The organism is Kribbella sp. HUAS MG21 (assembly GCF_040254265.1).
In the GTDB taxonomy this organism is placed as follows: Bacteria; Actinomycetota; Actinomycetes; order Propionibacteriales; family Kribbellaceae; genus Kribbella.
On the sequence record NZ_CP158165.1, the window covers coordinates 3,493,083 to 3,518,224 of the forward strand.

Genomic DNA, 25,142 nt, shown 5'->3' on the forward strand with positions numbered 1-25,142 from the left:
GATGCGACTCAAGAACACGTTGTACGTGATCGGCGGTGGCGGCGCCTTCCTGGTCTTCGCCGTACCGTTGCTGTGGGCCCTCTTCCGCTCGGTGCAGCCGAACGACGTGATCGTCGCGGCTCCGGACGCGTCGACGTTCTTCCAGCTCACCTGGGACAATTTCCGGACGTTGATCGAAGGTCCCGGAAACCTGATCCGGGCGGTCGGGAACAGTCTGGTCGTCGCGTTGAGTACGGCGGTACTGACGGCGCTGCTGGCCACGCTGGCCGGGTACGGGTTCGCGCGGTTCCGGTTCCGGAGCGGGCCGCTGCTGTTCGCGCTCGTGGTGGTGTCGATGATGATCCCGTTCCAGGCGATCCTGACGCCGCTGTACCTCGAGCTGAACGTGCTGCGGCTGACCGACAGCCTGCTCGGGCTGGTGCTGTTCTACACCACGGTCAACCTGCCGTTCGGGGTCTTCGTGATGCGGAACTCGTTTTCCTCCGTCCCGGTGGAACTCGAGGACTCCGCACACGTCGACGGCTGCGGAACGTTCCGCATGCTCGGATCCGTCCTGCGGCCGCTGATCACGCCCGGCGCGGCCACCGTCGCGTTGTACGCGTTCCTGGCCGCCTGGACCGAGTTCCTGGGCGCACTCACGTTCCTGACCAAGGACGAGCTGTACACGCTCCCGGTCGCGCTCGTGAACGTCCAGGCGGGAGCGTACGGCGACATCAACTTCGGCTCGCTCGTCGCCGGGTCGGTGATCGCGATGATCCCGTGCGTCGTCCTCTACGTCGGCCTGCAACGCTTCTACGTCTCGGGCCTGGCCTCCGGAGCCGTCAAGGGCTGACAGCCCCCGGAGGTGCTCAGAGGCTGGGGTTGATCGGGTGGTCGGCGTGCGCCGCCGCGTGGGCCTCGCCGACCTGACGGCACAGATCCATCAGGTCGGCCTCGTTGCGGACCTGCTGCTTGGCCTTCGGGCCCAGCTCGGTGATGTGGTCGCGGGCGCGCAGCAGCCGCTGGAAGACGCGCTCCCGTTCGGCCGGGTCGTCGGTGTAGTCGGGGTTCAGGTACGCCGTGGCGTCGCGGCGGATGTGCGCCATCGCGGTCTGGGTCCGGCCGCGGGTGCTGAACAGCGACGCGAGGATCGTGATCAGCAGGACGGCCAGGATCACGATCAGCGACATGCCGGTGCTGATCTCGGCCACCTCGACGTGTTCGCCGTCGTTGACGAACGGCAGGTTGTTCTCGTGCAGCGCGTGCAGGATCAGCTTGGCGCCGATGAACGCGAGGATCGCGGCCAGCCCGAACGACAGGTAGATCAGCCGGTCGAGCAGGCCGTCGAGCAGGAAGAACAGCTGCCGCAGCCCCAGCAGGCTGAACGCGGTCGCGGTGAACACGACGTACACGTTCTGGGTCAGTCCGAAGATCGCCGGGATCGAGTCCAGCGCGAACATCAGGTCGGTGCCGCCGATCGCGGCCATCACCAGCACCATCGGCGTCAGCATCCGGCGGCCGTCGACCACGGTGACCAGCCGGTCGCCGACGTAGTCCTCGGTCGTCCGGAACAGCCGCCGGCTCAGCCGGACCACCAGGTTCTGCGCCTGGTGGGACTCCTCGGTCTCCGGCTTCAGCATGTTTCCGGCGGTCAGCAGCAGCACGATCCCGAACAGGTAGAAGACCCAGGAGAACGAGTTCAGCAACGCGGACCCGACGAAGATGAAGCCGGCCCGGGCGATCAGGCTGACCACGATCCCGACCAGCAGCACTTTCTGCTGGTTCTCCCGGGGCACCCGGAAACCGGTCATGATGATCAGGAACACGAACAGGTTGTCGACCGACAACGCTTTCTCGGTGATGTACCCGGCGAAGTACTCCGACCCCATCGCGGTCCCGCCGAGCACCAGGGTCCCGAGCCCGAACAGCAGCGCGATTCCGACGTACACCGCGGACCAGATCGCGGCCTCGCGCAGCGTCGGTACATGGGCCGAACGCACATGGAAGAAGTAGTCGAACAGCAGCAGCGCAACGATTCCCAGAACGGTCAGCACCCAGACCAGCGGGGACACAGTCATGGGACAACGAAACCATGGCCGGCCGCGCGGCCGCGCTCGTTCCGGGAACTTTCCTGCAGGAGTCCTTGCGACAGCTTCCGCGATGTCGTCAGGCGCGGCCTTTGACCAGGGCCACCAGATAGCGGCAGGCAGTCCCGGCCGGGTTGTGGAAGGTCGTCGGGGATGGAGGGCCCAGCTGGAGGCAGTCGCCGCTGTGCAGCTCATGGATCTGCGCGCCCTCGTGGAAACGCAGAGTACCGTCGAGGATCCACAGTTGCTGGTACTTGAAGATGTAGGCGTCGGCCGGGTACGAGACCGACGCTCCCGGCGGGAGCTCGACCTCGACGAGTTCGAGCGGCCCGTCGGTGACCGGTGACACGGCGCGCCGGTGGTAGCCGGTGACCGGGTCCGTCCACACCGGCTGCTCGTCCGCGCGGCGCAGCAGGTCACCCGTGTTCTCGGCGCGCGCGACCAGTTCGGAAAGCGTCATACCCAGTGCGCCGGAAAGTTTTCCGAGCAGTACCGCGGTCGGCTGCGCCTCGCCGCGCTCGATCTTCCCGATCATGGCGCGCGAGACGCCGGACCGTTCCGCGAGCGCGTTGACGGACAGCTCCTGGGCGACCCGCGCCTGCTGCACGGTCGCCGCCAGTGAGCGGGACAGATCATCGATCACGCTTGCCACTATAGCGGCAGATGTGGCTACTATCGTGTCATGAGCAAGGTCAGAGACGCCTCGGTGGCGGACGCCGCGGCGTGTGCGGCGATCTACGCGCCCTACGTCACCGGTACGGCGATCACGTTCGAGGTGGAGCCGCCGACCGTCGGCGAGATGGCCGAGCGGATCGCCAAGGCCCGGGCCACGCACGCCTGGCTGGTCCTCGAGGACGACGAGCAGGTCGTCGGCTACGCCTACGCCGGCCCGATGAAGCCCCGCCCGGCGTACCGCTGGTCCTGTGAGGTCAGCGTCTACGTGGCGCCCAGCCATCACCGCACTGGCGCCGGCCGCACGCTCTACAACGCGCTGTTCGACCGGCTGGCGGACCGCGGTTTCCGGACCGCCGTCGCCGGCGTGACCCTGCCCAACCCCGCCAGCGAAGCCCTCCACAAGTCCCTCGGCTTCGACCCGATCGGCACCTACCGGAACATCGGCTGGAAACTCGACAGCTGGCACGACGTCGCCTGGTCGCAGCGCCCGCTCGCCCACCAGTCCGATCCGCCCGAGGAACCCCGCTGAGCAAGGGGTTCTAGCGCGTCGGATCCGTCATCGGCGGGCAAGTGCCGCCGGGCTCGGTGGCCAACTCGAAGTGCCAGATCTCGTTGGACAGCGTCTGACAGAGCCCGAACCGGCTGCCGTGGCGGATCAGCCAGTAGTCGGCAGCGGTCGGGCCGATGTCAACGGCGTGCCCGGTGACGTGGTGCGACTCGTCCGGGTCGGCGACGTACTCCATCGCCTTCTTCTTGCTGCCGTACTTGCGGATCGCCTTCTCCAGTAGCTCTTCCTGGTACTTCTTGCTGCGCCACCCGGTCGTCACCTGCATCGTGATCCCGTCCTCCTTCATCGCGGTCTCGGCCCGCTGCACCGCCTTGCGGAGCGCCGGATCGAGTTTGGCGATCCCGGGGAGGCTCGTGTCGTACGCCGAGGTGCGGTCCGGCAGCACGCCGTCCTGCTCGCCGGCCGGCCCGTGGTTCGCGCCCGTCCCCGACGAACGCCCGCGCTCGGGCGTGGACGCAGTACCGGTGCCGGGCGCCGTACCGGATGCCGCCGGGTCGTCGTGCGCGGTGTCCGGCGTACAGGAAACGAGCAGGAAACTGAGGACGACCGCCAACCCGGCCAGGACGGTGGTCCGGCGGCCGCGACGGCGGGAACTACGGTGATCGGTCAGCATGCCGACCAGTTCATCCGGAGCGATGTTGCCGGAGCGTCTGCGATTTCCGATAAGCCGCCGATATGTCGCCCGGTATGCCCGGCTGGCCCGGCGTCGGGGTGAGGATGGTGCGGTGAGTGAGGACCGCCGACCAGCCGCCCAGGTGACCGTACGACGTGCCGTCGAGAAGGACGACGCGGCGCTGCTCGCGATCGAGCGCAGTGCGTGGGACGCGTCCAGCGGTTTCCCGTCGTACCAGGAAACGCTGGGGGACACGTTCTTCAGCCGGAGCGGGCCCGAGGCGCATCTCGTGGCGGAGTACGGCGACGCGGTCGTCGGGTACTTGCGGCTGCAGGACAAGTACCAGTTTCCGGAGGGCGCCGGGGTGCTGGCGATCAACGGGCTCGCGGTCGCACCGGACGCCCGCCGCCTCGGCGTCGCCGCCGCGCTCCTCGACGCGGCCGACGCCGAGGGCCGCCTCCGCGGCGCCCGCAAGATCAGCCTGCACGTCCACAGCACCAACGCCGCGGCCCGCCGCCTGTACGAACGCCACGGCTACGTCGTCGAAGGCACCCACCCCGACGAATTCCTCATCGAGGGCACCTACATCGCCGCCCTCGACATGGCGAAAACGCTCTAGCGCCTGCGACGAGTACTGCGCGGCGCCCGGGCGCGGGCTGAGCGTCGGTTACGGGGTGACGCCGTGGTCGCGGAGCCAGGGTTCGGGGTTGATGGCTGTTTCGCCGCCGCGGAGGACCTCGAAGTGGACGTGCGGGCCGGTGGTGTTGCCGGTCATGCCGATCCGGCCGATCATCGTGCCGGCCTCGACCGAGTCGCCGACCGAGACGTCGAACTCGGACATGTGGCCGTACGACGTCACGGTGCCGTCCGCGTGCCGGACCTTCACCTGGCGGCCGTACGCGCCCGCGTACTCGGCCTGGATGACCTCGCCGGCCAGCACCGAGCGGACCGGCGTACCCATCGGGGCCGCGAAGTCGAGGCCCGTGTGGTTGCGGGCCCAGCGGCTGCCGGCCTGGTTGAAGCGGGCGGTCAGCCGGTAGCCGGTGGTCGGCAGCACGACCTTCGGCGCGTTCTCGGCGGCTTCCTTGGCGGCCGCCTTCGCGAGCGCGGCCTGCTTGGCGATCGCCTTGGCCTTGGCCTGGGCCTCGGCCCGCGCGGCGGCGAGGGCCCGGGCGTTCTCCGCGGCCTTCTTCGCCGCGGCCGCCTTGGCCGCCGCCAGGGCGAGCGCCCGGCGCTTCGTGATGGCCTCGTTGGCGGCCAGCTTCGCAGCGCGCTGCTGGGCGGCCTTCGTGGCCGCCGCCTTCTTCGCGGCCTCGAGCGACAGGTCGATCCGGGACGCGTCCCGGGACCCGAGCTCGCGGCGCTCGACGCGGGCCGCGGTCAGGGCCTCGGCCTGCGCCTGGCTCAGCCCGGCATCGCCGGAGGCGTTCGCCGGGCCGGAGGTGGAGGTGGTGAGGCCGACGGTGGTGGTACCGGCCGCGGCCGCCAGCGCGGCGGTCAGGCCGATCAGCTGGGTGCGACGGACAGCCTTCTGCCGGCGGGAGCGGTGCTTGGCCACCGGGCGCGGAGCAGTCGGGCGACTCGACGCCTGCCGATCTGCAAGCGGCGCGTCATGGTGAGTGGGCACGGGGAAACCTTCCAGGGAGGGGCAGCCGCCGTCGAGGGGGTACGGCGGCCCAATGACCATAACGACCAGGTCACGGCCGTCCCAAACACGGATTGCCAAAAGTTGAACGAAATCGGACACGCTCGGTGAGGAAATGCTGCCGTCGGGTGCATCCTCAGGCGTACGGGCGGCCGGTGGCGACGCCGCTTCGGGGGTGACGCGGATCACGCGTGGTTTGGCGCCGAGCAGCCCCTGCGGGCCTGTATAGGGCGTTCAAGTGTTCGAGTGCCGCCGCGTCTGCCCCCTGGCCGTACGCCGGATCTACCCGTACGTCGGGAACTGTGGCCACCCCGCCGGGGAGTCCTCCCAGTCCTCCTGGCGGCCGTACACGGCGAGGTCCGCGACGGTGTTGCTGAACAGCAGCCCGTCGACGCCGCGCTGACCGGTCGAGTAGGTGCGGAAAACGTTGTCGCCGTCCCGCAGGAACATGTTCAGCAGGAACCCGCCGCCGGCGCCGCAGTCCGCGGAAAACGTCGTACCGGCCGAGGACGCGAACGGGATGTGCTCCCAGTCCATCGTTTTCCAGTACCCCGCCATCTGCTCGATGGGCATGTCGGAAACCGTCGCCCAGGCCAAATCTTTCCGGGCCAGTCCGTCCAGGTTCGCGACGTTCCGGGTGAAGTAGGTGCAGCCGGGACAGAACGCGTCCGGCCCGGCGTTCATGAACTGGTACAGCGCCAGTTGCCGGTGCTCGCCGAAGAGTTCCCGCAGCGTGACCGGACCGTCCGTCGAGGTGAACGTGTACTCGCCGAACCGCACCATCGGCAGCCGCCGCCGCTGCGCCGCGATCCGGTCCAGGGCCCGCGTGGCCTCCTTCTCGGCGACCAGCAGTTCGGCACGGGCCGCTTCCCACTCGTCGGCGGGCACCACCGGCGGCATCGCTGACTCGGACATTCGTGCTCCTCTCGTAGGTTCTGCCGGTACGACGAAACCGTGTTCCCGTTCTCGACATCGAACTTCTGCCGCTCGCAGAAGAGCCTGGGCCGCGCCGGCCGGAAGCGCTAGGACTGTGGTCATGCGGATCGCGATCCTGGGTGGAACCCAGTTCATCGGCCGCGCGGTCGTCCAGCGACTGGCGGCGGAAGGACACACGCTGCTGCTGGTGCACCGCGGCGACCACGAACCACCGGACCTGCTGCCGAACCCCGACCTGCCGCCTGTCGACCACGCGCACCTGGACCGCCACGACGCCCCGGCACTGGCTGCCGCGCTGAAGTCGTACGACCCGGAAGCCCTCGTGGACATCTCCGGCATGAATGCCGCAGCCGCCGACGCCGCGCTCGGCGCCGTCGGTCCGGACGTGAAGCTCGTCGCGATCTCCAGCGGCGACGTCTACCGCGCGTACGACGGTCTGCACTCGGACCGTACGACGGACGCGCTGCCGCTGACCGAGGAGTCGCCGCTGCGCGAGCGCCGCTTCGTCGACGGACCGCAGTACGAGAATCTCGAGATGGAGGAGCGGTATCTCCCGCGCGGGGCCACGGTGCTGCGGCTCGGCGCCGTCTACGGCGAGCACGACTACCAGCGGCGCTTCGAGTTCGTCCTGCGCCGGGTGCGGGCCGGCCGCCGGCGGATCCCGATCGGGTCCGGGCAGTTCCTCTTCAGTCGCGTGTACGTCGGCGACGTCGCGACAGCGGTTTCCGCGGCGCTGGGCGGGGACAACCCGGGCGCATTCAACATCGTCGAGCCGCGGACCGCGCCGTACCGGCTCTTCGCCGAGCAGATCCTGGCGGCGGCGGAGGCCAACGACGTGGAACTGGTTCGAGTACGGGACGACCTGCTGCCGTCGGACCTGTCGCTGACGGGAGCCCTCGACCAGTACCTGCTGATGGATTCCTCGAAGGCGCGGACGGTCCTCGGGTGGGCGCCCGCGGATCCCGCGGAGACGTTGCGCGCGTCCGTCCGCTGGCATCTCGACCACCCGCCGGCGGACCCGTCGCCCGATTTCTCCGAGGACGATGCCGTCCTGGGCGGAAAATGGTCATGAGCACTGTCCCGGAGCCGGTATGCTTTCCGGGACGGACTGAGGGGCCTGCAAGGCGCTCCGGGCCCGATTTCACATCGGGACGGGGGACCGTGTAATCTCTCTCCTCGGCCCGCCCCTTTAGCTCAGTCGGCAGAGCGTCTCCATGGTAAGGAGAAGGTCTACGGTTCGATTCCGTAAAGGGGCTCTGAGCACGGCATCCCATCCGGTCCGCCGGGTGGGATGACGAACTCTCGCGGCGGGGTAGCTCAGGTGGTTAGAGCACACGGCTCATAATCGTGGTGTCGCGGGTTCGACTCCCGCCCCCGCTACCACCGACGCAGTATTTCGAGAGTGCGATCACCTAAGTTGCGTACTCCTGACAGAAGAGGCAGCAGTGGCCAAGTCGACCGACATTCGCCCGAAGATCACGCTGGCGTGCACGGTGTGCAAGGAGCGGAACTACATCACCAAGAAGAACCGGCGCAACGACCCGGATCGTCTTGAGCTGAAGAAGTACTGCCACCGTTGCAACGACCACACGGACCACCGCGAGACCCGCTGACCTCAGGTCGTCCGCAAAGCCGCTCCGGCTCCCCGGAGCGGCTTTTTGGCGTGTTCAGACCGTGAGGATCGGGCGCCCCGCCTCGTAGGCGGCGAGCCGGGCCTCGCGCGGAGTCAGGCAGCAGGAACCGCAGACGGTGCCCTGGCCAGTGCTACTCGTGTAGTACAGGCAGCAGGTGTTCCGCAGGTACACGAGCTTCCCGCCCGCCACCGCCACCTCGCCCAGCCGCGCCAGCCCGCCGGGGGCCTTCGCCACGAACGTCTGCCACCGCTCCAGCAGGTACGCCGGCTCCACCGTGACCTCCTCCCGCGTAGCAGCGCAGAACCCCATCGCGCAGCCCGCGGCCACCCCGCCGTACACCTGCCGCAGCCCGGCCCGCGTACGCCGGTGCAGCTCTTCCGCGAGCGGAAGCAGGTGCTGCCGCAGTACTACGTCGTACAACGTCTCCAGTCCGCCGGGGAGGAAGTCGGCGGAGCGTACGGCGACCGCGGCGATGCCGTGGCCTTCGTGTGGCCGGACCCACAGGTTCTGCGGGCGGACGTCCAGGACATGGCCCTCCAGCGCCCAGAGCAGCAGCGCCGTCGCCGGTGCGCGGCCGGCGTAGAACGACAGCATGCTAAGCGAGTTCGCGTGCGCCGTACGGTGGCAACTGGCCTCGTCGTCGCGCTTGAGCAGCTCGGTGAGCTCGGGACTGTCCGGCTCCAGGATGCGATCCACGCGGAGCCATTCGGAGCCTTCCGGCTCACCGATCTCCAGCCCGTACCGAGGCGCGTACCGCGCCAGCGCCGCCACTGCCGTCACGTTCGACCTTCCCGTCGGATGGTGGGCGGCGGCGTCCCGCGTCATAGTGTGCCAGTAGGGTTAGCGGATATGACGATCGACGCCACGATGGTCGGCCGGAGCTACGCGGCCGCCGAGTCCTACCAGGTCGGCCGGGAGAAGATCCGGGAGTTCGCCGACGCGATCGGCGACAGTAACCCGGCGTACCGGGGTGACGACGCGATCGCGCCGCCGACGTTCGCGTTCGTGCTCGGCAGCCGCGCGCTGGAGCAGCTGCTGAACGACGCCGAGCTGGGCCTCCGGCTGGACCGGATCGTGCACGGCGCGCAGAAGTTCAGCTACACCCGCCCGATCAAGGCCGGCGACGACATCGCCGCGACCGCCACCATCACGACCGTGCGCAAGGCCGGTGACGTCGAGGTGATCATGTACGAGACCGCCCTGACCACCGTCGACGGCGAGCCGATCGCCACGTCGACGTCGACCATCTCGCACAACCGGGCGGACGCATGATCGAGGTAGGGACCGAGCTGCCGCCCTTGACCGTCACGTTCCGGCGCGAGGACCTGGTCCGGTACGCCGGGGCGAGCGGCGACTTCAACCCGATCCACTGGAACGACCGGATGGCCGCGGCGCTCGGACTGCCCGGCGTGATCGCGCACGGGATGCTGACGATGGCCTCCGCGGTGCGCGTCGTCACGGACTGGCTCGACGACCCGGCCGACCTGGTCGAGTACGGCGTCCGGTTCACGAAGCCGGTCGTCGTACCGGACGACGACAAGGGCGCGAGTGTGACGTTTTCCGCGAAGGTCGACAAGGTCGGCGACGGGCTGGCCGAGATCGACATCACGGCGGTGGCGGGCGAGGAGAAGGTGCTCGGCCGGGCCAGGGCGGTCGTGCGGGTCCGGTGAGTACGCACGTGTCGCTCGCCGACCACACCACGCTGCGGATCGGCGGGCCGGCCGACAAGTTCGTCGAGGTCACGACCGAGGACGACCTGATCACCGCGGTCCGGGACGCGGACGCCACCGGTGAGCCGGTGCTGCTGCTGTCCGGCGGCAGCAACGTGGTGATCGGGGACGACGGTTTCCGCGGCACCGTCGTGAAGATCGCGACCTCCGGGATCCGGGTGGAATCCGACCTGTGCTCCGGCGCGATGGTGCACGTCGCGGCCGGCGAGGACTGGGACGCCGTCGTCCGGCGGGCGATCGCGGAGCAGTGGAGCGGGCTCGAGTCGATGTCCGGGATCCCCGGCCTGGCCGGGTCGACCCCGGTGCAGAACGTCGGCGCCTACGGCCACGAGGTCGCGGAAACGATCGCGTCGGTGCGGGTCTGGGACCGTTCCGAAAACGCTGTCCGGACGATCTTCGCGGCGGACTGCGGGTTCTCCTACCGGAACTCGCGCTTCAAGGCGGACCCGTCCCGGTACGTCGTCCTCGAGGTCACGTTCCAGCTGGCGCTCGGCGACCTGTCGGCCCCCGTCGGGTACGCCGAACTCGCCCGCGTGCTCGAGGTGGAGCCGGGGTCGCGGGCGCCGATGAACGACGTCCGGGAAGCCGTCCTGGGCCTGCGCCGCAGCAAGGGCATGGTTCTCGACGAGGCCGACCACGACACCTGGAGCGCCGGCTCCTTCTTCACGAACCCCATCCTCGACACCCCTGCCGAGGTCCCGGCCGGTGCGCCGCAGTGGCCGCAACCGGACGGTCGCGTGAAGACCAGCGCGGCCTGGCTGATCGAGCACGCCGGGGTTTCCAAGGGGTTCAGCATCGGCGACGCGGCGGTCTCGACCAAGCACACGCTGGCGCTGACGAACCGGGGCGGGGCGACAGCCAAGGAACTGCTCACCCTCGCCGCCCATGTCCGCACCCAGGTCCGGCAGTCCTTCGACATCACGCTGGTCAACGAACCGGTACTGGTGAACTGCGGTTTCTGAACGTTCTCTTGTTCTTCGGCTGCGGGTCCGATAGCTGTGAATGACTTACAGCTTCCGACCCAATGCTGGAGGATTCATGCGAGAGTTGTCCGCCCATCTGCGCCGTCGGCATTTCCTGACCCTGGCCGGCGCAGCAGCACTTGCCACCGGTCTGGTTCCGGAGGCGAAGGCGACCGCGCAGCTCGGCAACCTGTTCACGCTGGGCGTCGCGTCCGGTGACCCGTTGCCCGACGGCGTCGTGCTCTGGACCCGCCTCGCGCCGCAGCCGGTCGCGCCGGACGGGCGCGGCGGAATGCCCGACCAGCGTTTTCCGGTCCGCTGGGAAATCGCCGAGGACGCGCGTTTCCACCGCGTGGTACGCCGCGGCGTCGAGCACGCAGTACCGCAATGGGGGCACTCGGTCCACGCCGAGGTACACGGGCTGCGGCCGGACCGCGAGTACTGGTACCGGTTCATCGTCGGCGACCAGGTCAGCCCGGTCGGCCGGACCCGGACGGCGCCGCTCGCGCACCTGCGGCTTCGGGAGCTGAGCTTCGCGTTCGCGAGCTGCCAGAACTACTACGAAGGTTTCTTCACCGCTTTCCGCCACATGGCGCAGGACGATCTCGACCTCGTCGTACACCTGGGCGACTACATCTACGAGGGTGGCGGTCAGGGCACGATCGGGCGGGGTCATCTGCCGACCGCGGAGGTCTTCAGCCTGGCCGACTACCGGGTCCGGTACGGGCAGTACAAGTCCGACCCGGACCTGCAGGCCGCGCACGCCGCGGCGCCGTGGGTGGTCGCGCCCGACGACCACGACGTCGAGAACAACTGGGCCGGCGACATCTCGCAGCTCGACACCGAGCCGGACCAGGACCCGGCCGTGTTCCGCCAGCGGCGCGCGGCGGCGTACCAGGCGTACTACGAGAACCTGCCGCTGCGTCGCACGTCGATGCCGCACGGTTCCGAGATGCAGGTGTACCGGCGGCTGACGTTCGGAAACCTGCTGCAGCTGAACGTGCTGGACACGCGGCGTTTCCGCACCGATCAGCTCGAGCAGTGCGCGCAGGACTGCGACGCCCGCTGGAACCCGGAGCGGACGATGCTCGGCGCCACGCAGGAGAAGTGGCTGCTCGATGGCCTCGGCCGGTCGTCCGCGCGCTGGAACGTGCTCGGAAACCAGGTGTTCGCGTTCGAGGCCGACCACGACGCCGGGACGTCGGAGCGCTACGGCATGGACCCGTGGGACGGGTACGCCGCGGCGCGGCAGCGGCTGTTCGACGGCGTGCTCGAGCGGAGGGTGGACAACTTCGTGATGATCACCGGCGACGCGCACCGCAGCGTCGCGGCCGACCTGAAGCAGAACTTCGGCGATCCGGGTTCGCGTACGGTCGGCGCCGAGTTCCTCGGTACGTCGGTCAGCTCGGGCGGCAACGGTGTGGACATGGACAGCCTCGGCGTCACGTGGCTCGCCGAGAACCCGCACATGCGCTTCCACAACAGCCAGCGTGGCTACCAGCGCTGCGTGGTCACGCCCACCGAGTGGCGCACCGACTACCGCGTCGTGCCGCAGGTGACCGTTCCCGACGGCGCCGTGATCACGCGTGCGAGTGTCACGGTCGAGGCCGGTCGCGCAGGGATCGCTGACGTCTCCAGCTGAGCGTCTTGGGGGCCTGCGGGCCCCCAAGCCTCCCTCTGAAAAAGATTTGCGCCGGGACTAGGCAGACACGGCATTGGTCGCTAATCTTTTGCACAATCTGGTGGGAGGTGTGGTGTGAGGCGCAAAAGATTTTCCCGGCGGGAGGTACTCGCCGGGATGGGAGCGGGGCTGGCAGCCGCCGTGGTGCCGGGGTGCTCCGGCTCCGACAGCGGCCGCTCGGGAGTCCTGCAGGTGTGGGGCGGAGTGCCGGCGGCCTCCGGGCCGGCCGATCTGGTGAAGGCGTTCCAGGCGAAGTTTCCGCAGTACAAGGTGAACTACACGCGGTTCGTGAACGACGACCGCGGCAACCTCAAGCTCGACACCGCCCTCCAGGGCGGCGTCGACATCGACGTGTACTTCACGTACTCGCAGTCCGCGATGGCGCTGCGGGCCGGGTCCGGACTGGCGGCGGACCTGACCGACCGGGTCAAGGCGGACCCCGAGCTGCAGGTCTTCCTCGACACCGAGCAGCCGCGCTCGTACATCGAGGACGGCAAGGTCAAGGCGCTCGCCACCGCTCGCGAGCCGTACTTCGTGCTGTTCAACGAGAAACTCCGGCAGCAGGCCGGCGTCGAGTTGCCGGAAACGTGGACGATCGAGGATTTCCGCGCCACTGCGAAGAAGCTGACCACCGGCTCGACGTACGGCACCTACTCACTCCCGGACATCGCCCGGATCGCCCTCGGACCCAACTACTGGTACGACGGCGACCGGTCGAACTTCGGCGATCCGCACTTCGAACAGGGCTTCCGGCTCGGCCGCGAACTGATCGCGGACGGAACGGCGTTTCCGTGGACCGAAGTACTGTCCCGGCACCTGGACGCGTACCAGCAGAACTCGTTCCTCGGCGAGGAGTTCCACCTCTGGTCGACCGCGCCGTTCAACCTGCGGTACCTGTACGACGCGAAGAAGTACCCGCACGACTTCAAGGTCTCGTTCGCGCCGCCGCCGACGGTCGGCGGCAAGGACTGGAACGGCGGCTCGTACAGCAACTTCATCATGATCAACCCGCGGTCGCCGAAGTTCGAGGCGGCCTGGGCGTTCGTGAAGTTCTGGCTCACCGAGGGCGCGACGCCGATGCTCAAGGGCGGCAAGCTGCCGACGCTCGGCCACGTGACCGACGAGCAGATCGTTTCCGGAATGCTCGGAAAAGAGCCGGACAAGTACTTCGACATGGACTCTTTCCGCCGCGTGGTCCTGGAGTCCGAGCCGAAACTCGCCGCCGACACCCGGCTGGCCGGCTTCCCGGAGATCAACCTCGCGGTGAAGCAGCAGCGCGACCTGTGCTGGCTCGGCGAGAAGGACCCCGGCGCCGCGATCCGCGAGGTCCGCCGGCTCGCCGACGCCGCGATCGCCCGTAACGAGAGGAAATCCTGATGGCCACCGCCACGGTCGTCGCGGCCGGCACCAAGGCCCGGACCGAGCAGGGATCCGGGATCCGCCCGTCCGGCTGGATCGGTTTCCTGTTCATCGCCCCGAACCTGCTCGGCGTCATCGCGTTCACGCTGATCCCGCTGGTCAGCGTCGTGCTGCTCGCCTTCACCGACTGGAACCTGGTGTCCGGCCTCGGCGGCATCACGTTCAACGGGATCGACAACTTCGTCGCGATCGCCCGGGACCCGGGGTTCTGGCACGCGATCGGGCTGACGCTGGTGTACGTCGCGGTGTCGGTGCCGCTGACCGTCGTCCTGGGGCTCGGGCTCGGGATCGCGCTCAACCGCCCGCTGCCCGGTCGCGCCGTACTGCGCGCGATCTTCTTCCTGCCCTACATCGTCAACGTGGTCGCGATCGGCATGACCTGGCTGATGCTGATGAACCCGAAGGCCGGCCTGGTCAACCAGGTGCTCGACGCGTTCGGGATCCAGCCCGGGTGGTTCGCGTCCTCGCACTGGGCGCTGCCGGCACTGATCGTGATGGCTGTCTGGGGCGGCGTCGGGTACTGCTCGCTGATCTACCTGTCGGCGCTGCAGGACGCGCCGCGGCAACTGTACGAAGCGGCCGACATCGACGGCGCCTCGGCGTGGGCGAAGTTCCGGGTGATCACCTGGCCGTCGTTGCTGCCGACCACCGTTTTCCTGCTGGTCACGCTGATCATCGGGGCGTCGCAGGGCTTCGGGCTGATCGCGCTGATCACCGCGGGCGGTCCGGGTGACGCGACCACGACGATCTCGTACTACATGTACCAGACCGGCTTCCAGTTCTACCGGTTCGGCTACGCGTCGGCGATCGGCCTGGTGACGTTCGTCGGCGTCCTGGTGCTGACTCTGGTCACCTGGCGGGCACAGCGCGGGAGGGCCCTCAATGACTGACAAGTACAGCAAGTGGCTCTGGGGAATCCCGCTGTGGATCCTCGCCATCGCTTTCCTCGCGCCGTTCGCGTGGATGCTGTCGACGTCGCTGAAAGCGGACGTGGACGCGTACAAGATCCCGATGCAGTGGATCCCGGACCCGTTCCAGTGGGACAACTTCAGCACGGTGCTGACCGGCGCGACCTCCGTGTTGCCGGCGTTCGGCCGCTCGGTGTTCGTCGCCCTGCTGCGGGTCGCCGGGGAGCTGCTCACCGCGACGATGGCCGGGTACGCGTTCGCGCGGATGTCGTTCCGGGGGCGGGACAAGCTGTTCCTGCTGTACCTGGCGACGGCGATCATTCCGGCGCAGTTGCTGCTCGTGCCGCGGTTCATCTACTTCCAGAAGATCGGGCTGTACGACACGCTCTGGGCGCTGATCCTGCCGGGCATGTTCACCGTGCTCGGAACGTTCCTGATGCGGCAGTTCTTCGTCAGCCAGCCGGCCGAGTTCGCCGAGGCCGCCCGGATGGACGGCGCGAACGAGTGGCAGGTGTTCACCCGAATCTACTTGCCGCTGGCAACACCGGTGATGAGCGCGCTCGGCATCCTCGCGTTCGTCTGGTCGTGGAACGACTACGAGACGCCGTTGGTGCTGATCAGCAATCCGGACCGGTACACGCTGCCGCTCAGCCTGACGAACTTCGTCGACGAACAGGGCCAGATCGCGCCCGGCCTGACGATGGCCGCCTCGGTGATCTCGATCGTGCCGGTGCTGATCGTGTTCGTCGTCCTGCAGCGCCGGTTCATCGCCGCGATGACGCACACCGGGATCAAGTGACGCCCGTCCACACGTGATGATCAGGGGGTGGAATTCTCGATGGAACGAGCCGGTAGTCCCAGTCCGTTGCAGCTGGTCAAGCGGGCCCTGCCCGAGCTGAACGGTGCGATGCAACGGGTAGCGGAGCACATCCTGGCGCACCCGGACGACGTCGCGCGCGGTTCGATCACCAAGCTGGCCGAGGCCGCGCAGACCTCGGCCGCGACCGTGACCCGGCTGTCGACCCACCTCGGGTACGCCGGTTATCCCGCGCTCCGGGCCGCGCTGGCGATGGAGGTCGGGCGCGGCCTGGAAGCCGGGTGGGCGAGTGACATCGGGATGGCGATCGGCCCGGCCGACCCGCCCGAGCAGGTGCTGAACGTGCTCGCGTCCACGCAGGCGAACGCGTTGCGGAACGCGTTGTCCGCGATCGACCTGACCGCCGCCACGCGTGTCGCGGACGCGATCGCCGGCGCTCGCCGTACGCACATCTACGGCGAGTGGGGCGACGCGATCCCGGCGCGGGAGCTCTACATCCGGCTGCTCCGGATCGGGATCCCGGTGTGGTTCTTCGACGGTCCGCAGTCCTCGCAGATCGGCGCAGGGCTGCTCGGTGCGGGCGATGTCGCGCTGACCGTCACGCGTTCCGGAACGGATACGACAACGCTTGACTTCCTCAGGCGGGCCGGCGAGGAGGGGGCGCTGACCGTTGCCATCACCGGGATGCCGGACGCGCCGATCAGCCGGATCGCCGACGTCACCCTCGACACCGGTACGCCGAACGGCGCGAACTGGACCGAGTTCTTCGCCGGCCGCGCGAGCGACGTACTGACGGCCGGCCTGTTGTTCGTGCTGGTCGCACAGCGGGTGCCCGATCACCTGACCGCACATCATCCGAACGGGCCGGGGCAGCCCGTCGTCCAGCCAGATACGTAGCAGGGGGTCCGGGGAACGTCCCCGGACGTTCTCGGAAAGGTTTGCGGATGCAGCAACTCGAGGTCCAGTCCGATCTGACGGTCGTCGGCGGCGGACTCGCCGGGATCTGCGCGGCGATCGGCGCCGCGCGGCAGGGGAGCACCGTGGCGTTGGTGCAGAACCGGCCGGTGCTCGGCGGAAACTCCTCCAGCGAGGTGCGGGTGTGGGTGTGCGGCGCGACCGCGCACGGCGTCCAGAGCTTCGCCCGGGAAACCGGGATCATGGGGGAACTGTTCGTCGAGAACCAGTTCCGGAATCCGCTCGGAAACCCGTACTACTGGGATCTGGTGCTGCTCGAGGCGGTCCGCGCCGAGCCGCGGATCACGCTGTACCTGAACACCGACGTCCGGTCCGTCGAGGCCGCGGACGGCGAGATCCGGTCGGTGACCGGCTGGCAGATGGGCTCGGAGAAGGAGATCCGGTTCGTCAGCCCGGTGTTCGTGGACTGCTCGGGCGACGGGTTGGTCGGCGCGCTGGCCGGCGCAGAGTACCGGACGGGCCGGGAGCCGCGGTCGGAGTACGACGAGTCGTGGGCGCCGGACGTACCGGACTCGAACACGCTCGGCAGCACGATCCTGTTCTACAGCAAGGACGCGGGCGAACCGGTGCGGTTCGTGCCGCCGTCGTTCGCGCGGGACGTCACGGAAACCGCGATTCCGGAACGCCGGGTGATCCGGACGGACATGAACGGTTGCGCGTTCTGGTGGATCGAGTGGGGCGGTGAGCTGGACGTCGTCGACGACAACGAGGCGATCCGCGACGAACTGCAGGCCGTCGTCTACGGGATCTGGGACTACATCAAGAACTCCGGGAACTTCGACGCGGACAACCTGACGCTGGAGTGGATCGGCTCGGTGCCCGGAAAACGTGAGTACCGGCGGTTCCTCGGCGACCATGTGCTGACGCAGCACGACGTACTCCAGCAGACCGAGTTCGAGGACCGGGTGGCGTTCGGCGGCTGGTCGATCGACCTGCACCCGCCGGGCGGGGTGTACGCGGCCGAGCGTGGGTCGAAGCACTGGCATCCGGACGGGAACTACCACGTTCCGCTGCGTTCCTTGTACTCGCGGAACGTCCGGAATCTGTGGATGGCGGGCCGGAACATCAGCGCGAGTCACGTGGCGTTCGGGACGACGCGGGTGATGGCGACCTGCGCGGTGATCGGCGAGGCGGCCGGGATCGGCGCGGCTGTTGCCCTGCGCAACGGATTGACGCCGCGGGAGCTGGCGCAGGATCAGTTCGGATTGATGCGGCGCGCGTTGACTCGCGCGGACGCGTCGGTGCTCGGTGTGCTGGACGAGGATCCGGCGAACCTCGCGCTGTCGGCGACCGCCACGGCTTCGTCGACGTTGACGCGGCCCGCGCTCGAGGTCTCGTCCGGGACGCTCCCGCTGGACACAGATCTCGGCATGGTGGTTCCGGTGGATCCGGCGCTGGACGGGTTCGAGCTGCTGGTCGACTCGACCGGCGGATCGCTGACTGTCGAGCTCCATGATCCGGTGAAGCCGCAGAACTACCTGCCCGCCGAGCACATCGACTCGTGCACCGTCGACGTACCGGCCGGGGAGAAGCGCTGGGTGCGGGTGCCGTTGAGCTGGCACCCGTCGCGGCCGTCAAACGTTTTCGTGATCCTGCGGAAAACGCCGGATGTCTCTGTCCACACGGCGTCGTCGGCACTCCCCGGCACGGTCCACTTCGCGCACCGCGAGCCGGCCGCCGACGAGCAGTGGACGGAACAGTTCCGCGCCTGGAAACACATCCTGCCGCGCGCAGGCTTGTGCATCCGCCTGGGCGAGACGTCGGCGTACGCAGCTGAGAAGGTCGTCGGTGGCTACGCACGCCCGTACGGCGGCCCCAACCTGTGGTCCTCCGAGGACCTCGCGTGGGACCCAACCCCGTGGCTGGAACTCTCCTGGGCAGACCCGGTCGAACTCTCCGAGATCGTCGTGGTCCTGGACGACGACGTCCAGGAAGACCTCATCAACCTCCACCACCACCGCACCCCCTTCGAGTCCCTACCCACCCTCCTGGCCGACTACGACCTCCAGCTCCGCACGGTCGACGGCGAGTGGCAGGCAGTCGCCCAGGTCACCAACAACCACCACCGCACCCAACACCACCACCTCCCAACCCCCACCCAAGCCACCCACCTCCGCCTGACAGCCCACAAAACCAACGGTTCCCCCCGAGCCCACGTCGTCTCCCTCCGCGCCTACGCTCGCTAACATCAGCCAGCGCCGGCCACTGCCCTCTTAGGTGGGTAGTGGCCGGCGTTGGTTTGGTTAGTAGCGCCATTCGCGTTCGTTGTTGAGCATCCAGGTGGTTAGGGGTGTGGCGGATCTGGGGGATTTGATGGTGCCGGTCAGGAGGTCGGCCAGGACTTGGGTGGGGGCTGCCAGGCGGAGGCCCGAGTCGGTTGTTCGGGTGCGGGTGTAGACGATGTCGGTGGTTGGTTCGGCGAGGATGATCGAGGTGGTTTTGGCTGGGACGAGTTCCCAGGCGGTGGCGGCCAGTTCGGCGTCGGGGGTGTAGATGACGGGTGGGCCGGCGGGGGTGTCGGGGGCCCAGTGGTGGGCGGCTTGGGCGCCGGTGACGGCGTGGCGGATCTGGGTGGTGGGGATGCGTTCGAGGAAGGGCGGGGTACGGCGTTTGGGGCGCCAGCGGGACAGGTTCGCTTGGCCTTTGAAACGGAAGTCCTTGCTCCAGCGCTGGAGGAGGACCAGCCAGTCCGGTACGGCGACCACGCCCGGGCCGTGGCGGCGTACGAGCTCCTCTTGCTCCAGGTGGGCGACCAGGCGGCGGATGGTCGGCGCGGGCAGGCCGGTGGTCGTCACCAGGTCATGCGTTGTCCAGAGTGTCCGGTAGTCCAGCAACGCCCGGATGACGAGCGTCGCCGCCTCGTCGGCCAGCGGTCCTACAGTTGCCGTGCTCATCAATCCGCTCCAATTCCGCAGGTTCGCGTTCCGTTGTCCCCGGACGGAGGTCCGGGGTGGTTGGTGTGTGCAGCTGAGCTGCTTCTTGGTGTTTCGTGGCCGACGGTCGGTGGGCGGGCGGGGCGTACTGGTCGGTGAGGTACGTCGGTGTTGTCGGATGAGGGGTCAGACCTGCCGGGCGTGCCGCGTGTTGGTGGTTGGCGGCCGCGGGCCCCGGGGTTGGGCTTGGGTGCTGGGGGTTTGGGTTGGTGGGGTGGTGGGGGTGGGGGGAGGGTGTGGGGTGGGGGTTCGCCTAGGGGGAGGGCGGTGTAGGGGGTCCACTTGTAGTGGGTGTTGTCTCGGGTGAGGGTGATGAGGGTTATGTGGGTGACCTCGGTGGTGGCGGTGCCGCCGGTGAGGGCCTTGACGCGTTGGTGGAGGGGTTCGGCGGGGGCGGGGCGGTTCCAGTAGCCGAGGGAGACGTGGGGGTGGAGTTCGGGGAGTTCGGGGACGGAGTCGCGGCCCCAGACGTCGGTGACGGCGGCGCGGAGTTGGGCGCGCAGGCGGCGGAGGCGGTCGACGGGGGCGACCGGGAGTTGCAGGCTCTCCTCGTCGACGACGGCGGGGCCGAGCTGGATCTCGAACGGCCGGAAGTGTTCGAGGCGGCGTTGAGCGGCCTCGATGATCAGGCCGAGGTCCGTCTCCGGGACCTTGTCGGTGAACCCGATGCCCTGCAGGGTGAGGTGCAGCCACTGCAGCGGCACCGGTGAGATCCCGGGCAGCGAGTCGACCAGACCTTGGTACGCCGCGTGCAGGTCGGTGACGACGGGATCGTTCGGGAACAGGATGTGCCAGGTGTAGAACGACCGCCCGGGCCGCCAGTTGGGACGCCAGTACCAGTGATCGCGAACCTCTTTGATCATGGCTGCTCCAGAGGTGTCGGCCGGCCACGCGGGCCGGGATGTTCCGCTCGGTCAGGGGGACTCGGCGGTGACTCGCTGCCGGTTCGGGGGTGCGAGGCGGGCGGGCAGGCCCGGCTGCTGGGTGAACTCGGCGATCCGGTCGCGCAGCAACCGGCCTTTCGGGCTTCGCAGGTACGGCGCGGTGAGCGCGGCGACCTCGGCGAGGCGGTGTACCAACGGACGGACGCGGTACTCCGGCGGCAGCGCGAGCACCGGCTCGACGGCCTCGACGGCGCCGTCGAGTTCACCCAGGAGCAGGCGCGCCTTCGCCTGCTGCAGCCGGGCCATCCGTTCGGAGCCCGAGTTCCGCACGGCGTACGGAGCGGTCTCGAACTGCGCGACGCTGTGGTCGGCGTGCTCCGCGGTCCGCCGCGGATCACCGAACGCCAGGTGCGTGTCCGCCCACACGCCCTCGGCGCGTTCCGGCGTACAGAGGAAGACGCCGCCTGGTTCGGAGTCGGCGGGGCGTACGGCGAGGGTGCGCGCGACGTCGAGGAGGTCACGGGCCTTGTCGGTGCGGCCCGCGCGGGCGAGGTCGACCGATGCCGCGCTGGCCAGGAACAGCCGTGCCGTCCCGGCGCTGTAGCGCAGTCCGTCCTCGGCGTACGCGGCGGCGCGCGAGAAGTCCTCCTGCCAGAACGCCGCGGTGTGCTGGGTCGCGCGGATCCAGCCCCGCAGTACGTCGTGATCCGCGGCCTCGGCGCAGGCCCACGCCGTCCGAGTGTGGCCCTCGGCGATGTCGGGACGGCCGAGGTCGACGGACATCCAGCCGAGCAGCGTGATCGCCCAGCCGGCGGCGGAGTACAGGTCGCGGGACTGGCGGGGCGACTGGTTGCCTGCCAGCAGGGCGAAGGCACGGTCGCGGATCGCGCGGCTCTTCTCGAACAACGGGCGGATCGGCATCCGGAGATAGGACTGCGCGATCCGCTCGATGTCAGCGTGTAGTTGCTCGACGGTGAGCTCGCCGACGTTGGACTGCTCGGCGAACGACAGCAGCGCGATCGATTCGTCGCCCGCGTCCACGAGGTCGTCGTCGTGGCCGGCCATCGAGGACGGCGGGATCGGGTCCGGTTCGGTGACGGCGGTGCCCGGAGGTGGGAAGAACCCGAGGTCGGTGTCGGTGGAGACGCCGAGCACCGACCGCAGGCCGGAGCGGTACGCCGCACCCGGCCAGCGGACGGCGCCGCGTTCCAGCTTGGCGATGTAGTGCCCGTCGAGTTCGTACTTGACCTCGGTCGTGCTCCAGAGCCAGGCGCAGACGGCGTCGGCGAGCTCGCTCCGGGACATGTGTTCACCCGGTGCGCGGCGGGATGGGGTGCGCTCGCGCGCTTCGCGGAGCAACTCGTTCGGCCCTGACATGGCGGTAACTGTAAGGCGCTGAACACCCTCTGCGACGGTCGAATCAGGTGCTGTGGACGATCTGCCCCGCGCTGCCCCGAGATGCCCCGAATCCCTGCGGGAAAAGGGGTTCTCGAGTACTGCGAAGGCGGCAGATGATGCGGTTTGCGGCTCCGGAGGGCGGTTGCTGAGCGTGAGCGAGCGGGGCATGCCGGGGCAGATAGGGGCAGCCCCTCGGGTGGGCGGCCTCTAAGGTGGTCGGGTGCCCGAGGAAGCCGTGACCACGCTGCGCGCCGAAGCGGAGCGGTTCGCGCGGGTGGAGGAGGCGTTCGCGCTGCTCGAGGTGTTCCTGGAGGTGGCGCGGCCGCGGCTCGGCGCGGTCGTGCTCGACCCGGTCGGGCTGCAGCTGCCGCCGGGGCTGACCGAGGACCGCGCGCTCGTGCAGCAGTTGATCGACGAGCTCGAGCAGGAACCGCGCGGCAGGAGCCGGGTGGTCGAGCGCGAGTTCGACATGGACGACGAGCAGGCGCGCTGGGACTACGTCCGGCTGGCGTACAGCTCCGACCAGGCGACGGTGTGGAGCCGTCGCCGGCGGACGACGTACTTCGAGGCGTCCGGCCGGTACAAGGCGACGTACTGGCTGCCGGACTCCTTGAAGGCCGAGTACTTCGAGGCGCTGCGGTCCCGCGGCTGGGCTGTCCCGGAGGACTGGCTCACCGCGGTGGCCAAGCGGCCCAAGCCTTGGTGGAAGCGCGGGGGCCGCTGACCACGCGGTCTCGGGATCAGCACACGCTCGAGCTCAGTTCACGCTCGAGGTCAGTTCACGCTCGAGGTCAGTTCACCGCGGGGAGCCGGGTCAGGGCCTCGGCGACGGCGGACTGGATGTCGGCGTCCTCCCAGGTGCGGTCGGTCATCGCGTTGGACAGGTAGGCGTCGTACGCCGCGAGGTCGAGGTGGCCGTGGCCGCAGAGCGCCGTGAGGATGACCTTCTCCTCGCCGGACTCCTTGCAGCGCTGGGCTTCCTCGATCGCGGCGGCCAGCGCGTGGGTGGGCTCCGGGGCCGGGACGATGCCCTCGGTGCGGGCGAACTGCAGCCCGGCCGCGAAGCACTCGGACTGCGGTTTCGCGACGGCCTCGATCTCGCCGGTCTCGTACAGGTGGCTGATCAGCGGGCTCATGCCGTGGTACCGCAGGCCGCCGGCGTGGATCGGGTCCGGGACGAAGTCGTGGCCGAGGGTGTGCATCTTCATCAGCGGTGTCATGCCGATGGTGTCGCCGAAGTCGTACGCGTACGTGCCCTGGGTCAGCGACGGGCACGCAGCCGGCTCGACGGCGCGCACGACCGGGGACATCCGGCCGCCCCACTTCTCCCGCAGGAACGGGAACGCCAGGCCGCCGAAGTTCGACCCGCCGCCGGTGCAGCCGACGATCAGGTCCGGGGTCTCGCCGACCATCGCGAGCTGGATCAGCGCCTCCTCGCCGATCACGGTCTGGTGCAGCAGGACGTGGTTGAGCACCGAGCCGAGGGCGTAGTGCACCTCGGGGTCCTGCACGGCGGCCTCGACCGCCTCGCTGATCGCGATCCCGAGCGAGCCCGTGGAGTCCGGGTCACCGGCGAGGATCTTCCGCCCGGCCTCGGTCAGGTCCGACGGGCTCGGGTGCACGGTCGCGCCGAAGACCTGCATCATCGTCCGGCGGTACGGCTTCTGGTCGTACGACGCCCGCACCTGCCAGACCTCGCACTCCAGCCCGTACTGCGCGCAGGCGAACGCGAGCGCCGTACCCCACTGGCCCGCGCCGGTCTCGGTGGTGAGCTTCCGGACGCCGGCCTTCGCGTTGTAGAACGCCTGCGGGACCGCGGTGTTCGGCTTGTGCGAGCCCGCGGGGGAGACGCCTTCGTACTTGTAGTAGATCCGCGCCGGGGTGTCGAGCGCCTTCTCCAGCCGGTGCGCCCGGTACAGCGGGCTGGGCCGCCACAGCTTGTAGACGTCGAGCACCTCGCCCGGGATGTCGACGTACTGCTCCTGGGAGACCTCTTGAAGGATCAGGTCCATCGGGAACAGCGGCGTGAGATCGTCCGGCCCGATCGGTTGCCCGGTCCCCGGATGCAGCACCGGCGGAGGCGGTGTCGGCAGGTCGTGGAGCACGTTGTACCACCGGGTCGGCAGCTCGTCCTCGGGCAACAGAATCTTCGTCGGCGTCATGACGCAAAGTTACGGCCCGCCCAGCCGCCCCACAATGACCTGAACCGGAACTCGACCGGCACTCTTCCGGACCTCAGACGGGGACGGCCGCCGGGGTGCCCAGCCACTCGTCGATTTCGGTGAGGAGGGATTTCTGGACCTCGGGTGGGGCTGTGGAGGCGAGGACGGAGGAGCGGGCGAGGTCGGCGAGTTCGGGGTCGGTGAAGGCGTGGACGGTGCGGGCGGTTTCGTACTGTTCGGCCAGGCGGGAGCCGAAGAGCAGTGGGTCGTCGGCGCCCAGGGCGATGCGCGCGCCGGCCTCGTAGAGCTCGCGGAGAGGGACGTCTTCGGGGCGGTGGTAGACGCCTAGTGAGACGTTGGAGGCGGGGCAGACTTCCAGGGCGATCTGGGCGTCCACGACGCGCTTCAGGAGGTCCGGGTCCTCGACCGAGCGGACGCCGTGGCCGATGCGGCCGGCGCCCAGCTCGTCCAGGCAGGTCCGCACGGTTGCGGGCCCGCACAGCTCGCCGCCGTGGGGTGCGGCGAGCAGCCCGGCGTTCCGCGCGATGCGGAAGGCCGGCGCGAACTCGGACGTCGTACCGCGGCGTTCGTCGTTCGACAGGCCGAAGCCGACCACGCCGCGGCCGACGTACTGCGAGGCGAGCCGCGCCAGCGTGCGGGCGTCGAGCGGGTGCCGGGTCCGGTTCGCGGCGATGATCACTTGGACGGCAATTCCCGTGGAGACCGACGCGTCGCGCGCGGCGTCCAGCACCAGATCGGTGAACTCGGTGATCCCGTGGAACCGGTTCGCGTACCCGGACGGGTCGACCTGGATCTCCAGCCAGCGCGAGCCGTCCGCCCGGTCGTCCTCGGCGGCCTCCCGGACGAGCCGCCGGACGTCGTCCTCGGTCCGCAGCACCGACCGCGCGATGTCGTACAACCGCTGGAACCGGAACCAGCCGCGCTCGTCCGCCGCCGACAGCTCCGGCGGCCACTCGGTCCGCAGCGCGTCCGGCAGCCGGACGCCGTGCTTGTCCGCCAGCTCGACCAGCGTCAGGTGCCGCATCGAGCCGGAGAAGTGCAGATGCAGGTGCGTCTTCGGCAGCACCCGCAGATCCCGCTGCGTCATTACAGAAGGTTACCGGGGCCGTACCCGA

The 25,142-nt window shown here is 69.2% G+C and carries 26 protein-coding genes and 2 tRNA genes; 17 read left to right on the forward strand and 11 right to left on the reverse strand.

What is annotated here, in order from left to right; all coding sequences use genetic code 11:
* Position 1 precedes the first annotated feature (1 nt).
* Positions 2 to 832, forward strand: a complete 831-nt coding sequence (locus tag ABN611_RS17080; protein WP_350280869.1) for a carbohydrate ABC transporter permease — start codon at positions 2 to 4, stop codon at positions 830 to 832.
* 16 nt (positions 833 to 848) lie between these two features.
* Here ABN611_RS17080 and ABN611_RS17085 read toward each other — a convergent pair whose 3' ends face one another.
* Positions 849 to 2,057 (reverse strand): TerC family protein, encoded by a 1,209-nt coding sequence (locus ABN611_RS17085; protein ID WP_350280870.1) that lies wholly within the window; start codon positions 2,055 to 2,057, stop codon positions 849 to 851.
* 88 nt (positions 2,058 to 2,145) lie between these two features.
* Positions 2,146 to 2,709: an XRE family transcriptional regulator gene (locus tag ABN611_RS17090; RefSeq protein ID WP_350280871.1), complete on the reverse strand. Its 564-nt coding sequence runs from the start codon at positions 2,707 to 2,709 to the stop codon at positions 2,146 to 2,148.
* Between the two features lie 39 nt (positions 2,710 to 2,748).
* Between ABN611_RS17090 and ABN611_RS17095 the strand changes: the two genes are divergently transcribed.
* Positions 2,749 to 3,270, forward strand: a complete 522-nt coding sequence (locus tag ABN611_RS17095) for an N-acetyltransferase family protein (protein WP_350280872.1) — start codon at positions 2,749 to 2,751, stop codon at positions 3,268 to 3,270.
* A gap of 10 nt (positions 3,271 to 3,280) precedes the next feature.
* Here the strand turns inward: ABN611_RS17095 and ABN611_RS17100 are convergent, their stop codons facing one another.
* Positions 3,281 to 3,922 carry a M15 family metallopeptidase gene (locus ABN611_RS17100; protein ID WP_350280873.1) on the reverse strand — a complete coding sequence of 214 codons (642 nt, stop codon included), beginning with the start codon at positions 3,920 to 3,922 and terminating at the stop codon, positions 3,281 to 3,283.
* A gap of 112 nt (positions 3,923 to 4,034) precedes the next feature.
* Between ABN611_RS17100 and ABN611_RS17105 the strand changes: the two genes are divergently transcribed.
* The gene (locus tag ABN611_RS17105) at positions 4,035 to 4,541 is read left to right on the forward strand and encodes a GNAT family N-acetyltransferase (RefSeq protein ID WP_350280874.1); all 507 of its coding nucleotides are present in this window, start codon (positions 4,035 to 4,037) and stop codon (positions 4,539 to 4,541) included.
* Between the two features lie 48 nt (positions 4,542 to 4,589).
* On the opposite strand, the gene ABN611_RS17110 is transcribed toward ABN611_RS17105, so the two are convergent.
* Together ABN611_RS17110 and ABN611_RS17115 are read right to left on the reverse strand one after the other, a co-directional pair.
* The gene (locus ABN611_RS17110; protein ID WP_350280875.1) at positions 4,590 to 5,549 is read right to left on the reverse strand and encodes a M23 family metallopeptidase; all 960 of its coding nucleotides are present in this window, start codon (positions 5,547 to 5,549) and stop codon (positions 4,590 to 4,592) included.
* 300 nt (positions 5,550 to 5,849) lie between these two features.
* Entirely contained in the window at positions 5,850 to 6,482 is a 633-nt protein-coding gene (locus tag ABN611_RS17115) for a DUF899 family protein (RefSeq protein WP_350280876.1), read from the reverse strand.
* A 121-nt stretch (positions 6,483 to 6,603) separates the two neighbouring features.
* On the opposite strand from ABN611_RS17115, the gene ABN611_RS17120 reads away from it, so the two are divergent.
* The 4 genes from ABN611_RS17120 to rpmG all read left to right on the forward strand — a co-directional run bounded on the left by ABN611_RS17120 (position 6,604) and on the right by rpmG (position 8,116).
* A complete protein-coding gene (locus tag ABN611_RS17120; protein ID WP_350280877.1) occupies positions 6,604 to 7,575 on the forward strand; it encodes an NAD-dependent epimerase/dehydratase family protein in 972 nt (323 codons plus the stop codon).
* 111 nt (positions 7,576 to 7,686) lie between these two features.
* Positions 7,687 to 7,759 (forward strand) — tRNA-Thr (locus ABN611_RS17125).
* A gap of 50 nt (positions 7,760 to 7,809) precedes the next feature.
* Positions 7,810 to 7,886 (forward strand) — tRNA-Met (locus ABN611_RS17130).
* Between the two features lie 62 nt (positions 7,887 to 7,948).
* Positions 7,949 to 8,116, forward strand: coding sequence for a 50S ribosomal protein L33 (gene rpmG, locus ABN611_RS17135; protein WP_130384703.1), 168 nt, complete (start codon positions 7,949 to 7,951; stop codon positions 8,114 to 8,116).
* A 54-nt stretch (positions 8,117 to 8,170) separates the two neighbouring features.
* Here rpmG and ABN611_RS17140 read toward each other — a convergent pair whose 3' ends face one another.
* Positions 8,171 to 8,917 (reverse strand): hypothetical protein, encoded by a 747-nt coding sequence (locus tag ABN611_RS17140; RefSeq protein WP_350280878.1) that lies wholly within the window; start codon positions 8,915 to 8,917, stop codon positions 8,171 to 8,173.
* A gap of 69 nt (positions 8,918 to 8,986) precedes the next feature.
* Here ABN611_RS17140 and ABN611_RS17145 point away from each other — a divergent pair, with 69 nt between their 5' ends.
* The 9 genes from ABN611_RS17145 (at position 8,987) to ABN611_RS17185 (ending at position 18,815) form a co-directional block, all read left to right on the forward strand.
* Positions 8,987 to 9,409 (forward strand): MaoC family dehydratase N-terminal domain-containing protein, encoded by a 423-nt coding sequence (locus tag ABN611_RS17145; protein WP_350280879.1) that lies wholly within the window; start codon positions 8,987 to 8,989, stop codon positions 9,407 to 9,409.
* Positions 9,406 to 9,807: a MaoC family dehydratase gene (locus ABN611_RS17150; RefSeq protein ID WP_350280880.1), complete on the forward strand. Its 402-nt coding sequence runs from the start codon at positions 9,406 to 9,408 to the stop codon at positions 9,805 to 9,807. Before ABN611_RS17145 ends, ABN611_RS17150 begins: the two co-directional genes overlap by 4 nt.
* Complete coding sequence (locus tag ABN611_RS17155) at positions 9,804 to 10,829, forward strand: UDP-N-acetylmuramate dehydrogenase (RefSeq protein ID WP_350280881.1); 1,026 nt, start codon at positions 9,804 to 9,806, stop codon at positions 10,827 to 10,829. The genes ABN611_RS17150 and ABN611_RS17155 overlap by 4 nt, the downstream gene beginning before the upstream one ends.
* A 76-nt stretch (positions 10,830 to 10,905) precedes the next feature.
* Positions 10,906 to 12,471: an alkaline phosphatase D family protein gene (locus ABN611_RS17160; protein WP_350280882.1), complete on the forward strand. Its 1,566-nt coding sequence runs from the start codon at positions 10,906 to 10,908 to the stop codon at positions 12,469 to 12,471.
* A gap of 114 nt (positions 12,472 to 12,585) precedes the next feature.
* Positions 12,586 to 13,887: an ABC transporter substrate-binding protein gene (locus ABN611_RS17165; protein ID WP_350280883.1), complete on the forward strand. Its 1,302-nt coding sequence runs from the start codon at positions 12,586 to 12,588 to the stop codon at positions 13,885 to 13,887.
* Positions 13,887 to 14,819, forward strand: a complete 933-nt coding sequence (locus ABN611_RS17170; protein ID WP_350280884.1) for a sugar ABC transporter permease — start codon at positions 13,887 to 13,889, stop codon at positions 14,817 to 14,819. Before ABN611_RS17165 ends, ABN611_RS17170 begins: the two co-directional genes overlap by 1 nt.
* Positions 14,812 to 15,636, forward strand: coding sequence for a carbohydrate ABC transporter permease (locus ABN611_RS17175; protein ID WP_350280885.1), 825 nt, complete (start codon positions 14,812 to 14,814; stop codon positions 15,634 to 15,636). Before ABN611_RS17170 ends, ABN611_RS17175 begins: the two co-directional genes overlap by 8 nt.
* A gap of 39 nt (positions 15,637 to 15,675) precedes the next feature.
* Positions 15,676 to 16,551 carry a MurR/RpiR family transcriptional regulator gene (locus tag ABN611_RS17180; protein ID WP_350280886.1) on the forward strand — a complete coding sequence of 292 codons (876 nt, stop codon included), beginning with the start codon at positions 15,676 to 15,678 and terminating at the stop codon, positions 16,549 to 16,551.
* Between the two features lie 47 nt (positions 16,552 to 16,598).
* Complete coding sequence (locus ABN611_RS17185) at positions 16,599 to 18,815, forward strand: FAD-dependent oxidoreductase (protein WP_350280887.1); 2,217 nt, start codon at positions 16,599 to 16,601, stop codon at positions 18,813 to 18,815.
* A 57-nt stretch (positions 18,816 to 18,872) separates the two neighbouring features.
* Here ABN611_RS17185 and ABN611_RS17190 read toward each other — a convergent pair whose 3' ends face one another.
* The 3 genes from ABN611_RS17190 to ABN611_RS17200 are packed head-to-tail and all read right to left on the reverse strand — an operon-like array spanning position 18,873 to position 21,823.
* On the reverse strand, positions 18,873 to 19,523 hold the full coding sequence (locus ABN611_RS17190; protein WP_350280888.1) for a helix-turn-helix domain-containing protein: 651 nt from the start codon (positions 19,521 to 19,523) through the stop codon (positions 18,873 to 18,875).
* Positions 19,523 to 20,425, reverse strand: a complete 903-nt coding sequence (locus tag ABN611_RS17195; protein WP_350280889.1) for a 2'-5' RNA ligase family protein — start codon at positions 20,423 to 20,425, stop codon at positions 19,523 to 19,525. Before ABN611_RS17195 ends, ABN611_RS17190 begins: the two co-directional genes overlap by 1 nt.
* A gap of 51 nt (positions 20,426 to 20,476) precedes the next feature.
* Positions 20,477 to 21,823: a hypothetical protein gene (locus ABN611_RS17200; RefSeq protein WP_350280890.1), complete on the reverse strand. Its 1,347-nt coding sequence runs from the start codon at positions 21,821 to 21,823 to the stop codon at positions 20,477 to 20,479.
* A gap of 241 nt (positions 21,824 to 22,064) precedes the next feature.
* On the opposite strand from ABN611_RS17200, the gene ABN611_RS17205 reads away from it, so the two are divergent.
* Positions 22,065 to 22,568: a hypothetical protein gene (locus ABN611_RS17205; RefSeq protein ID WP_350280891.1), complete on the forward strand. Its 504-nt coding sequence runs from the start codon at positions 22,065 to 22,067 to the stop codon at positions 22,566 to 22,568.
* Positions 22,569 to 22,635: 67 nt separating this feature from the next.
* Here the strand turns inward: ABN611_RS17205 and ABN611_RS17210 are convergent, their stop codons facing one another.
* Together ABN611_RS17210 and ABN611_RS17215 are read right to left on the reverse strand one after the other, a co-directional pair.
* Positions 22,636 to 24,006 (reverse strand): TrpB-like pyridoxal phosphate-dependent enzyme, encoded by a 1,371-nt coding sequence (locus tag ABN611_RS17210; protein ID WP_350280892.1) that lies wholly within the window; start codon positions 24,004 to 24,006, stop codon positions 22,636 to 22,638.
* A 73-nt stretch (positions 24,007 to 24,079) separates the two neighbouring features.
* Positions 24,080 to 25,114, reverse strand: a complete 1,035-nt coding sequence (locus ABN611_RS17215; RefSeq protein WP_350280893.1) for an adenosine deaminase — start codon at positions 25,112 to 25,114, stop codon at positions 24,080 to 24,082.
* Positions 25,115 to 25,142: the final 28 nt, after the last annotated feature.

Coding starts and splice junctions, on each gene's coding strand:
- ABN611_RS17080 (WP_350280869.1), top strand. CDS start 2: ATGCGACTCAAGAACACGTTGTACGTGATCGGCGGTGGCGGCGCCTTC.
- ABN611_RS17085 (WP_350280870.1), bottom strand. CDS start 2,057: ATGACTGTGTCCCCGCTGGTCTGGGTGCTGACCGTTCTGGGAATCGTT.
- ABN611_RS17095 (WP_350280872.1), top strand. CDS start 2,749: ATGAGCAAGGTCAGAGACGCCTCGGTGGCGGACGCCGCGGCGTGTGCG.
- ABN611_RS17100 (WP_350280873.1), bottom strand. CDS start 3,922: ATGCTGACCGATCACCGTAGTTCCCGCCGTCGCGGCCGCCGGACCACC.
- ABN611_RS17115 (WP_350280876.1), bottom strand. CDS start 6,482: ATGTCCGAGTCAGCGATGCCGCCGGTGGTGCCCGCCGACGAGTGGGAA.
- ABN611_RS17120 (WP_350280877.1), top strand. CDS start 6,604: ATGCGGATCGCGATCCTGGGTGGAACCCAGTTCATCGGCCGCGCGGTC.
- ABN611_RS17145 (WP_350280879.1), top strand. CDS start 8,987: ATGACGATCGACGCCACGATGGTCGGCCGGAGCTACGCGGCCGCCGAG.
- ABN611_RS17150 (WP_350280880.1), top strand. CDS start 9,406: ATGATCGAGGTAGGGACCGAGCTGCCGCCCTTGACCGTCACGTTCCGG.
- ABN611_RS17160 (WP_350280882.1), top strand. CDS start 10,906: ATGCGAGAGTTGTCCGCCCATCTGCGCCGTCGGCATTTCCTGACCCTG.
- ABN611_RS17170 (WP_350280884.1), top strand. CDS start 13,887: ATGGCCACCGCCACGGTCGTCGCGGCCGGCACCAAGGCCCGGACCGAG.
- ABN611_RS17175 (WP_350280885.1), top strand. CDS start 14,812: ATGACTGACAAGTACAGCAAGTGGCTCTGGGGAATCCCGCTGTGGATC.
- ABN611_RS17180 (WP_350280886.1), top strand. CDS start 15,676: ATGGAACGAGCCGGTAGTCCCAGTCCGTTGCAGCTGGTCAAGCGGGCC.
- ABN611_RS17185 (WP_350280887.1), top strand. CDS start 16,599: ATGCAGCAACTCGAGGTCCAGTCCGATCTGACGGTCGTCGGCGGCGGA.
- ABN611_RS17190 (WP_350280888.1), bottom strand. CDS start 19,523: ATGAGCACGGCAACTGTAGGACCGCTGGCCGACGAGGCGGCGACGCTC.
- ABN611_RS17195 (WP_350280889.1), bottom strand. CDS start 20,425: ATGATCAAAGAGGTTCGCGATCACTGGTACTGGCGTCCCAACTGGCGG.
- ABN611_RS17200 (WP_350280890.1), bottom strand. CDS start 21,823: ATGTCAGGGCCGAACGAGTTGCTCCGCGAAGCGCGCGAGCGCACCCCA.
- ABN611_RS17210 (WP_350280892.1), bottom strand. CDS start 24,006: ATGACGCCGACGAAGATTCTGTTGCCCGAGGACGAGCTGCCGACCCGG.
- ABN611_RS17215 (WP_350280893.1), bottom strand. CDS start 25,114: ATGACGCAGCGGGATCTGCGGGTGCTGCCGAAGACGCACCTGCATCTG.